We start from the raw sequence: 1,345 nt of genomic DNA, 5'->3' as shown, positions 1-1,345 counted from the left end.
CGATCGCCAGGCGCACGCCGGTGAACGCGCCGGGGCCGCGGCCGAAGGCCACCGCATCGAGCTGGCGGCGGCCGATGCCGGCCTCGGCGAGCAATTGCTCGGCCCAGGGCAGCGCCAGTTCGGCGTGCCGCCGCGGCGCCAGGTCGAAGCGCTCCAGCACGCGGTCGCCGACCATAACGGCGACGGAGCAGGCTTCGGTGGAGGTTTCGAAGGCGAGCAGATTCATTGGGGGCTGGGAATCGGGAATGGGGAATGGGGAATCGGAAAAGCAAAGGCGGCGCGTCGGCTAGTTTGACGTGGCCGGTGGCGTCGCAGCCTCGGGATTATCGCCCAGCGCCGGGGCCTCGGCGGCGAAGAACTGGCGTACGTCCTCCACGTCGCGGGTGCGGGCGAACGGCGGTAGCGACTCCAGGAAGGTGCGGCCATAGGACTTGCTCAGCAGGCGCGGGTCGCACAGCACCAGCACGCCGCGATCGCGCTCGCTGCGGATCAGCCGGCCCACGCCCTGCTTCAGCGCTATCACCGCCTGCGGCAACTGCTCCTCGCGGAACGGGTTGCCCCCGTCGCGGCGGATCGCCTCCAGGCGTGCTTCGAACACCGGATCGTCGGGCGCGGCGAACGGCAGCTTGTCGATCACCACCACGCTCAGCGCATCGCCGACCACGTCCACGCCCTCGCGGAAACTGGCCGAGCCGAGCAGCACGCCGTTGCCGGAGGCGCGGAAGCGCTCGAGCAAGGTCGCGCGCGGCGCCTCGCCCTGCACGAACAGCGGCCAGGGCCCGTCGCGCAGCGCCTCGGCCGCCTCGCGCAGCGCGCGGTGCGAGGCGAACAGCAGGAAGGCGCGGCCCTGCGAGGCCTCCAGCACCGGCTCCAACGCGGCGATCAATGCGGTGCCGAAGCCGCGCGCGGCGGGATCGGGCAGCGCCGGCAGGTAGCACAGCGCCTGCCGTGCCCAGTCGAACGGGCTGGGCTGCAGCAAGGTCATCGGATCGCGCAGGCCCAGGCGGGTGGCGATGTGCTCGAACTCGCCCTTCACCGCCAGCGTCGCCGAGGTGAACACCCAGGCCGCGTGCGAGGCCTCGCGGTGCGCGCGCAGCGGCCCGGACACGTCCAGCGGCGTGCGCTGGCAGCGGAAGCCGCGCGGGGTCAGTTCGTACCACAGCACGTCGTTGGACGGCGCGTCCGCTTCCGGCTCGGCCTCGAAATCCGGAATCGGCGCATCCTCGCCGAGCCAGCGGCCCAGCCGCGTGCGCAGCTCGCGCGCGCGCGCCGCACAGGCGTCGAAGCCGGGCGAAGCCTCGCGCAGGGCCGCCAGCGGCTCCTGCAGCCGCGCCAGATCGGCCAG

The 1,345-nt window shown here is 73.1% G+C and carries 2 protein-coding genes; both read right to left on the bottom strand.

The genetic code is table 11. The features are described 5' to 3' along the window. Positions 1-226: tRNA (adenosine(37)-N6)-threonylcarbamoyltransferase complex dimerization subunit type 1 TsaB (gene tsaB / locus D588_RS0115955; RefSeq protein ID WP_026143779.1), on the bottom strand; the 226-nt coding region annotated here is incomplete at its 3' end. Between the two features lie 60 nt (positions 227-286). Continuing rightward, positions 287-1,345, bottom strand: a 1,059-nt coding sequence (locus D588_RS25040) for an ATP-dependent DNA helicase (protein WP_017916692.1), incomplete at its 5' end; no start/stop codon positions are given.

This window comes from Xanthomonas sp. SHU 308 (assembly GCF_000364645.1).
Classification (GTDB): Bacteria; Pseudomonadota; Gammaproteobacteria; order Xanthomonadales; family Xanthomonadaceae; genus Xanthomonas_A; species Xanthomonas_A sontii.
This window is presented reverse-complemented; position numbering and strand designations above follow the sequence as displayed.